Consider the following 8489-nt stretch of genomic DNA (forward strand, 5'->3'; position numbering starts at 1 on the left):
GTGGTCGCAGCAGCAGCCGTGATGATGACGATGATGATCGTGGCGGACGCTCAGGCGGACGTGGTCGCAGCAGCAGCCGTGATGATGACGATGATGATCGTGGCGGACGCTCAGGTGGACGTGGTCGCAGCAGCAGCCGTGATGATGACGATGATGATCGTGGCGGACGTTCAGGCGGACGTGGCTCTGGTAGAACCCCAGCACGTGATGAACAGGGAAGATTTACGTCGAGATAGTTAAAAAAATTCTATGACTTTTTCCGAAATTATTAAAAAACGTAGATTTAATATCTACGTTTTTTAACTGTATATAAATAATAATTATATTAAAAAAGCATAATAAATAGAGCTATTTTTATACTAATATTTCATGACAACAATATAATAGTAAAAAATTACAAAAGCTAATTTATAACTTTTAGAAAAATTGTTTAGATAGAGAAGAATATATAAAGCTAAAAAATTTAGTAAATAGAAGTAATTTTAAACAATAAGCTCATAAAACATATTTCAAAATCTAAGTTTCCGCGTTATTTATTCACTGAAATAGCTGAAATTAATCAAAATTAGTAGGATTTATTATGTCAAACTCAAATGTTGTTAAAGGTACTGTAAAATGGTTCAACGAAACTAAAGGTTTTGGTTTTATTCAACAAGAAAATGGCCCTGATGTTTTTGCTCATTTTAGCGAAATCGCTAGCTCAGGTTTCAAAACTTTGAGTGAAGGCCAACAGGTTGAATTTAGCGTAGTTCAAGGTCAAAAAGGACCAAGTGCTGTGAATATTGTCGTTATATGAATAAGGCCAGTTAATTTAGAAGCACATACTTACTACGTTTTTATATATCAGATTTATAAAAAGGTTTAATTTACTGCTTAAATTCTAGAATAACAACTTATCGAGATCCTCTAAAAAGCCCAGTTTGTAGAAACTGGGCTTTTTAGAGGATCATTCAAACAATACGCCTATTTCTTAACCAATTTTAGAAATCTTTCATTAGCCAGCGTAAACAGTATTCTTAGCCATTCGGTAGGAAAAACCGGCTTAAAAAGCCTCTTTTTGGCGGCTCCGGTTCAACATGTTCTGGTACTGGAATCCTCTTATCTTTTGTTTGTTCAGAAGTAGTCAATCCGTCATAGTTCGTCTCTGACTCTAACCGAGGATCTGTTGCTATATCTCGGTTAGATTTCTGATCGGTAAACGTAGTCATATTAGGTTTTGGAACATCTAATAGACGTTGCATGGCTTCAATTTGTTCCTGATAGAAAGACTCTCTTTCTATGGACTGATTTTCTCTAAGTAATGATTGATTTAATTGCTTTTCAAGCATGTCAACTTGTCGTTTAAGCATGTCCACTTCAGTCAAATTTTGACTGTTAATTGATTGACTTTGATTGACAGTGCTAGCCTTTATCTGAGGTTCCCCAAACACTCGTAAGGCTTCTGAAAAATCAATTAACCCATCTGAACCTTTTGATAAATTCCCTTTATTTATATGGGCATATATAGCTTGTCTGGAATATCCATAGAGCTTAGCCAACTCTGAAACTGATAGTTTTTTCATAATGTAAACTAGGTTTTAAGTTATGTGAATGCTTGACTGTTAACTTTCCAATGTCAATTGACACCATTTATTGAAAGCCAACTTTTCGCAGTAATGGTGTAAGTTCTTTTAATTTCTCTGGATCTTGTAACATATCTGTAATCCGTACAGCAAATTGTTGATAGCTTTCTGTTCCTTGAGAGTACTTACTCATCTCCGGTAATTCTGAAAGTTTATTTGCAAATAAATGGCGTTGAGAATCTGTTAATTTAATAAAAATATCGGATGTGTTTTGTTCAACCTCATTTGATTTATCAATATTTTTTTTATGTTTTAAGGTGAATGAAAACCCAGTAATTGAACGTCCTTTTTTATATTGTTGGTAATTAGTTTTAATATCTGTTTTTTCATTAATGTCACTAACGGCTAAATCAAGAACTCGTTTTTTAAAATCACTCATCAATTTGTATTCATTGATATCTAATCCTAGTTGTGCCCGAAAATCTTGTATTTCAAATATAGGAGTTTTCCCTGTATTTTTCCATTGGATCAGTAATTCATAAAGCCTTGTTGAATAAACACTCTTTAATTGCGATGTTTGACTTAGAAGATACTGAGTAAAGAATTCTTTTACGCCATTAATTCGACTAATACCCTGAACAACTGCGGGGGTAAAAACTATTTCAATAGCACCTTCATTGTCTAAATATTTAACTTGAGAAATCCATCTACTTTTTACTAGCTTTCCATCTTCATCAAAAAAACTAAATCTGCGATTAAATAGAGTTTCTTCAGCTTCTTTCATTCTTATATAAGCATTTTGCCGGGTAGTGTCGAAAACATCAGCATAACGGAGAGCATCAATTCGCAAAGGGGTGTCTGTTGTTAACCCAGTACCCGTTTCTCTGGCATCGACAATGGCAAGTTGCACAATATGAAATTCTGCTAAGGAAAGCATTTGAAATGCCTGATTTAAACGATTTGTTTTAATAACTAGATCTTTTTTCATGGTAACTAAAAGTCTTTATATAAGTAGTTAATATCTTTTAAAGACATACTAATACATATCTTTAAAAAGACAAGTATAAACAGCGTCTTTATATGGGTAACTAAACGTCTTTATATGGTAACTAAACGTCTTTATATGGGTAACTAAACGTCTTTATATGGGTAACTAAACGTCTTTATATGGGTAACTAAACGTCTTTATATACAAGCTAGGACCCTTTAATATCAATGCTTTTGCCGTCTGGAAAAACATTTAAAAACATTAAAAACAATTAAAAACCCAAGCAAAGAAAAATTGCCCTTGGTTTTCGCTTCGCTCAAACTCTATTGAATCTCGCTTTCGCTCGATTCGTCGGGGCAATTTTTAGTTCATATTTTCGTGACTTTTAGAAAAAGCAAAAGCGACTCGGAATTCGCTTCGCTCATAAGTTTTTTTGCTCGCTGCGCTCGGTTTGAGAACCAAACTTGGAAAGTTCGCACCCATGCGGGATGCTCTGCAATCAAAGTGATTGATGGATAGGGAGCTTGTAATCAGGGAAAGGGATGGGCAAATTTTCTCAGTTCGCTCGTAGACACTCGCTCTGTTTATCGACTCATGCCACGAAATTTCATTTTCGGTGCATGCTGCTGTGCTTTGAGCTGTTGTTCTTGTCTGAGTTTCATTTGTTGTTCTAGTTTGATTTCATCCACATATTTTTTAATGATCCGGTAGGACCCGTGTAGACTCTGGTATTGCTCGGCTTTGGCCGGATGCTGCTTTTGGTACTGTTTCCAGGCATGTTCTTTGAACTTTTCATTTTCCAATAAATCCTTCACACCATTTTTTTTCTGGTGTTCATGTCGGCCTTTCAGTTTTTTGTGTTCCTGGTAAAGCGCGTCACGTTGTGCTTCCCACGCTTTTTTTCCAAACAGCAATGGTTTGTTCTGGCCTAATTCGTTGTGTTGATCCACTAGGCTTTGCAATTTGTCATGACTCTGCTTGAGTCCGTTTTTCACGATCTCCTGGGCGAGATGCTGATTGAACTCATTTGTATGCTTTTGCAGCTTGCTTAGGGTATTTTCTGCCTTTTTAAAAACATCCTGCATAAAATCCAGGCCTAGATTCGCCTCTTTTGCGCTTATTTCGCCTTTTAGCAGTTGAACAAGGGTTTCCCTCTGTTTTTGCTCAAACACGGTTTTTTCGTCAATTGGTGGCGTTTTAGCGCTATGTTTGATCTGAATCTGCTGTTCAGTTTTCAATGTGCTGAGTTTTATCTCATTTTCAGCAATCAGCATGTCCATATTTTTGCTGTATTGCAGCTGGATCTGGTTTCTCTGTTTGATCTCGTCGTTGGTTCGGCTGATTTCGGTTTCAATGCCTTGTCTGCGTAGTTCGGTGACTTTCGGTCCTTCGTGCAGGGTCGCTTCCAGTCCGATTTCCTGGTCTTTGTAGCTGCGGTGATCAATGCGTTCTGTGAATCCGGCCATATCCAGGTGCATATTGCAGATATCGGCAAAGTGTTCACGCCAGTGCTCGATTTCTCCACTGTATTTCTGATCCAGTTCCCGGGTTTTCTCTGTGAATCCCTCCGGGGTCAGTTTCCGGGTACTCATCAGGATATGCGCGTGATAGTTGCGTTCATCACTGCCGGATCCGGTATGCGGTGAATGGACACAGGCATCGACTGCAACCTGGTGTCTTTCCACAATGCTAGAACATAGTTCTTCGAGCATGGCCAGGCGTTGTTCCTGGTTCAATTCACTTGGAAAAGCAATTTCAAATTCCCGGGCTACGGTTGAATTTTTTCGCGTTTCTCTTTGTTCAACTTCGTTCCAGAGTCTTTCCCGGTTTTTTAAATGCTTTGGTGCGCCTTCCGGTAAATAAATTTCTTTGTATTCCACACCGGTTTTCCGGCTGTAGTCATGTTCTTTTCCTTCACGTTCGCAATAGATCTTTTCACCTGCCCGATAGGCAATCGAAGCAGTGGCGGAACGCCCTGCTGATCGTGCTACGGTTTTGACTGAAAAGTGGTATATCGCCATGACTGCCTTTTGCTTTTTAAATTTCACGAAGTGGAATTACAACCGTTCCACGGTTGTTGGGGTATTGGGGGAACCCCAATCGTACTTGCAAACGAAGTTTGCATAAGTGCGCTCTTCGAGGAAAACATTACTATACATATAGTACCTTGAATGCAGATTCAAGTGCGCTTATGTTAGGGATGTTTTCCCAGGATGATGGTATTGAATTAATGAGCGTTACTGAAAATTTGGACAGCAAGATTAAGGCCCAGGAAGAAAAGCTGAAACAGTTAAAAGCTCAAAGACAAGCAGCACTAGCAAGAGAAAAAGCCAAAGAGAAAGAACAGGCGCGAAAGGATGATACCAGACGTAAGATTTTGATCGGATCCTGCATGCTAAAAATTACCGAAGAAGATGAACAGGCCAGGGCAAAACTGATTGCCCAGATGGATCGCTATTTGACGGATGAAAGAGACCGCAAGTTATTTAATTTAAATTCTTTAACTGCATAGGGTATTGGAATATTTAGTATGAGATTGATATTGGCTTTAATTTTTCCCTGGTTGGTTTTTTTTACCATAGGCCGACCATTTGCAGGGGTTATGTGTTTGATCCTTCAGATCACTGTTTTAGGCTGGATTCCGGCTGCGATTTGGGCAGTTTATGCTTTATCGCAGTATAAGACAGATCAAAAGATTAGAAGAGCATTCCGTTAAAGAGTGGAGGTTTTAAAGTACCGTTAATTCAATCTATACATGAAGCTATCATGTTTTTACTCTGGAAATATTTAATACCTATAAAAACCATAAAATTAAATAGAAAATAGAAATAGGAAACTAGCTGTAGTTTCTCTCTTAATCTTGAAAATGTGTTTTCCTTCATTATCCACACCTTCGGGTGTGGTTTTTTTATTTATATTTTCTATAAAGTCTGTGAATTCCAGGTACGGGACTAAATTTCTAATTTCGTATTGGCTACATTAGAAAAATTTGAAGATGATCATATTGCCTAATTACCATAATAATCCTATATTAAATATCATAAGTAAAAATTAACTATAAGATTTTTATCATCTAAATTTAAAATTATTTATGAGAAATAAAAATGGAATATTGGAATATTGCTTTACTAATATCAATAATTGCATTAGTAGGTTTAACAGTTATTACTTTATTAGTAGGCTGTAAAATTTGGAAAAATCTTATAGTTACTTTAATAATTTCAACTCTTATAAGCTTCCTTGTTTTGTGTGCTTTAAATTTTTTATCCGGATATGGCATTCATGTGCCGTGGAATAAAAGTAATCATTGGCAGGAGATTTTACATTTAGAAATGAGCCTAATGAGCTTGGTTATAGGGGGAGTAAGTACCTTTATCATCATGTTAGGAACTCTCATTGCTAAAAATAATAGATAATAAAAATAAGATTCTTTTCAAAGCACTTCTGTTGAGCCAGAATTTTTGGGTCGTGTAAAGTTGGAGTACACCCCAAAGTAACGTAATGGCAGCCAAGATCCCCAACCTAAAATCAACAGGTTAGAAGCCGTGGAACATTGATTTAGTACGTTTAAAGCAAGTCTTAGATCTATACGTGACATAAAAAATCTTTACCCTACAAAATCAGTGGTTTATTAATGACTATGACCGTCCAAGTCCGTTTTGATGATTTGTAAGTTTAAATAATATGTGATTTTAGTCACACTAACTTACAAGTTAGTGATGATATCTTTTATTTTGATGATGAGTATTTAATCAATAAGTGGTTTAATCAGGCTCAGAATAACAATAAACAAATATAGATAGAGAAGGGCAGCAGTAAATTTAACTCTCTAATTCTTTGTTCGAAAAAAAGATCAAAGAAGTAAATAAAGAATTAGAGGGTTACGATTTTCTTATCCAATTCACTACACTTTCCATCGTATAAATCATATGAAGCATGGATCCTAGATCTACGGTTTTTTGACTTCACATAACGTGCATAGGGTGATTTTAGAAAAATTATAGAAAAATAAGAATGAAAGTAGATCATATTTTTATATGTATTGAATACATGAGCAGCTAAATCACTCAAAGCCAGCATCTAAAACCATTTAACAAAATCTATGACTATTTTACTTTTCCTCACTTAACCTGCCTAGTGTATATGCTTTTCTTTGCTTAGCTTGTTCTTAAATCAAGTGGCTTTAGGAAAGTATGATGAACGATATCCAATTTTCAGATTGTGCGAAGGCATGTATGAGCTGTTCCCTTGCCTGTACCAGTTGTGCAAATGCCTGCCTAAAAGAAGAAAATTTAGAGATGATGCGGGAGTGTATTCAGCGTTGTCTAGATTGTGCAGATATTTGTCAGCTCTGTGCTCGTATGGAGCAAAAAGAATCTCCTTTTATGAAAGAAATTTGTGAGCTTTGCGCTAAGGCTTGTGAATACTGTGCAGATGAATGTAGCCAACATGAGCATCAACACTGCCAGCAATGTGCTGATGCTTGCCGTGAATGTGCCGCCGAATGTCGAAAAATGGTTGTCTGATAAATAAAAGAATTAGTTGAGTTTAGGATTTACTCAATGAATAACAGAGAGCTTAGAGTTCTCGTTTTTTCATTGTAGAACTGCTAAAATTCTTATACGCCATTGACGTATTTAATTCATGTTATTTATAGAAACCAGTATTTTTACCAAACAAATTAAAGAGCTTGTGTCTGATGAAGAATATCGTCAGTTACAGCAAGATCTTTTGGTTCAACCTGATAAAGGTGATGTTGTTAAAAATGGTGGTGGCATTCGTAAAGTACGTTGTGCTCAAGGCAATAAAGGAAAAAGTGGCGGTATCCGGGTGATCTATTACTGGGTTAATGAAGATCATCAAATCTTTTTCTTGGTGGCTTATCCAAAATCAGTAAAAGATACCCTGACAGATAAGGAAACAGCTATTCTTCGTCAATTAGTGAAGGAGCAACTTCATGGATAACAATTTATTTGATGATCTGGTTTCTTCGATTAAAGAAGCAGGCGCAATTAAACGTAAAGAGATTCAAGCAAGCCGAGTTACCGAGCTTGAACTACCTGATATTAAAGAAGTCCGTGAAAAGACAGGTTTGAGCCAAATTGAATTTGCAGCACGTCTTCATATCAGTGCAAGAACTCTACAGAACTGGGAACAAGGCCGTCGCTATCCAACTGGTCCTGCCGCGACTTTAATTCGTATTCTAGATGCTCATCCAACTTTAATTTAATAAGTTTAGATAATAAAAAACCCCGGCATCCTGCCGGGGTTTTTCGTATTGGTTCGCTCGGTATAACTCCTGTCGTACCTTACTGTCCTTGTGCGTATCTATATTCTTATTATTGTGTGGAACTTCCTGTTCCCGATGAATCCATCATAGGAAATTGCAGCAAGATCGTATAGCCGCAAAGGGCCGTAATTGATGTGAGCAAATGCGTACAAGACCGGCTAAAAACTGTCCCCTTTTTATCCGCAGAAATTGGGGATATTTTCTACCCTACGAAGTCCGGGAACATTGAGAAAAGTTTCAATTTGATTAAATATTGATCAATTTTATTGGCGGAATATATCAAAACTGTTCATAAAAAAACCGACTTGTTTCCAAGCCGGTTTTTTGCTTTTTTTGAGTTTTCTATTTTAATATAATTAATTGATATTAAAAGATTATTACAATCGCATTTCGTATAAGCGCCATTATGTTAAATGGAGAGTATCTTATTATTAATTATTATCACAAGTAGGTAGTGTACTCTAGGTATATTAGAATTTTTTAAGCTTATAAAAAGCAATACACAGAATAATTTATATAGTGACATCTTTGATTTACTTGGTGACAGATTATTTTGATTTAGAGATCATAGTGCTACTAGATTTGAGTTTATTAAATAGATCTCTTGCGAAAGTCATTATTGCAAGTTTATCCGGTTTACGAGTGCAGT

Annotated in this window: 10 protein-coding genes and 1 pseudogene; 8 read left to right on the forward strand and 3 right to left on the reverse strand. The window is 36.4% G+C overall.

Annotated features, from left to right (window positions below; translation table 11 throughout):
• Positions 1-236, forward strand: a pseudogene (locus tag AC3CAU_RS16655) (KGG domain-containing protein); the annotation flags it as partial.
• Between the two features lie 344 nt (positions 237-580).
• A complete protein-coding gene (locus tag AC3CAU_RS16660) occupies positions 581-796 on the forward strand; it encodes a cold-shock protein (protein WP_303578110.1) in 216 nt (71 codons plus the stop codon).
• Positions 797-1016: 220 nt separating this feature from the next.
• Here the strand turns inward: AC3CAU_RS16660 and AC3CAU_RS16665 are convergent, their stop codons facing one another.
• The 3 genes from AC3CAU_RS16665 to mobQ all read right to left on the reverse strand — a co-directional run bounded on the left by AC3CAU_RS16665 (position 1017) and on the right by mobQ (position 4571).
• Positions 1017-1562 carry a plasmid replication DNA-binding protein gene (locus AC3CAU_RS16665; protein ID WP_447054486.1) on the reverse strand — a complete coding sequence of 182 codons (546 nt, stop codon included), beginning with the start codon at positions 1560-1562 and terminating at the stop codon, positions 1017-1019.
• 67 nt (positions 1563-1629) lie between these two features.
• Positions 1630-2550 (reverse strand): replication initiation protein RepM, encoded by a 921-nt coding sequence (gene repM / locus AC3CAU_RS16670; protein WP_447054487.1) that lies wholly within the window; start codon positions 2548-2550, stop codon positions 1630-1632.
• A gap of 584 nt (positions 2551-3134) precedes the next feature.
• Positions 3135-4571 (reverse strand): MobQ family relaxase, encoded by a 1437-nt coding sequence (gene mobQ, locus AC3CAU_RS16675; RefSeq protein WP_303578112.1) that lies wholly within the window; start codon positions 4569-4571, stop codon positions 3135-3137.
• 209 nt (positions 4572-4780) lie between these two features.
• On the opposite strand from mobQ, the gene AC3CAU_RS16680 reads away from it, so the two are divergent.
• The 6 genes from AC3CAU_RS16680 to nadS all read left to right on the forward strand — a co-directional run bounded on the left by AC3CAU_RS16680 (position 4781) and on the right by nadS (position 7780).
• Positions 4781-5062, forward strand: coding sequence for a mobilization protein (locus tag AC3CAU_RS16680; protein ID WP_303578111.1), 282 nt, complete (start codon positions 4781-4783; stop codon positions 5060-5062).
• 18 nt (positions 5063-5080) lie between these two features.
• Positions 5081-5266 (forward strand): YqaE/Pmp3 family membrane protein, encoded by a 186-nt coding sequence (locus tag AC3CAU_RS16685; protein ID WP_303578107.1) that lies wholly within the window; start codon positions 5081-5083, stop codon positions 5264-5266.
• Positions 5267-5654: 388 nt separating this feature from the next.
• Entirely contained in the window at positions 5655-5966 is a 312-nt protein-coding gene (locus AC3CAU_RS16690) for a hypothetical protein (RefSeq protein WP_303578106.1), read from the forward strand.
• A gap of 780 nt (positions 5967-6746) precedes the next feature.
• Positions 6747-7076: a four-helix bundle copper-binding protein gene (locus tag AC3CAU_RS16695; RefSeq protein WP_447054488.1), complete on the forward strand. Its 330-nt coding sequence runs from the start codon at positions 6747-6749 to the stop codon at positions 7074-7076.
• 118 nt (positions 7077-7194) lie between these two features.
• Positions 7195-7515 carry a type II toxin-antitoxin system RelE/ParE family toxin gene (locus AC3CAU_RS16700; protein WP_303578104.1) on the forward strand — a complete coding sequence of 107 codons (321 nt, stop codon included), beginning with the start codon at positions 7195-7197 and terminating at the stop codon, positions 7513-7515.
• Positions 7508-7780, forward strand: a complete 273-nt coding sequence (nadS, locus tag AC3CAU_RS16705) for a NadS family protein (RefSeq protein ID WP_303578103.1) — start codon at positions 7508-7510, stop codon at positions 7778-7780. Before AC3CAU_RS16700 ends, nadS begins: the two co-directional genes overlap by 8 nt.
• The last annotated feature ends 709 nt before the right edge of the window (positions 7781-8489 follow it).

The sequence above is a fragment of the Acinetobacter sp. GG23 genome (assembly GCF_057766365.1).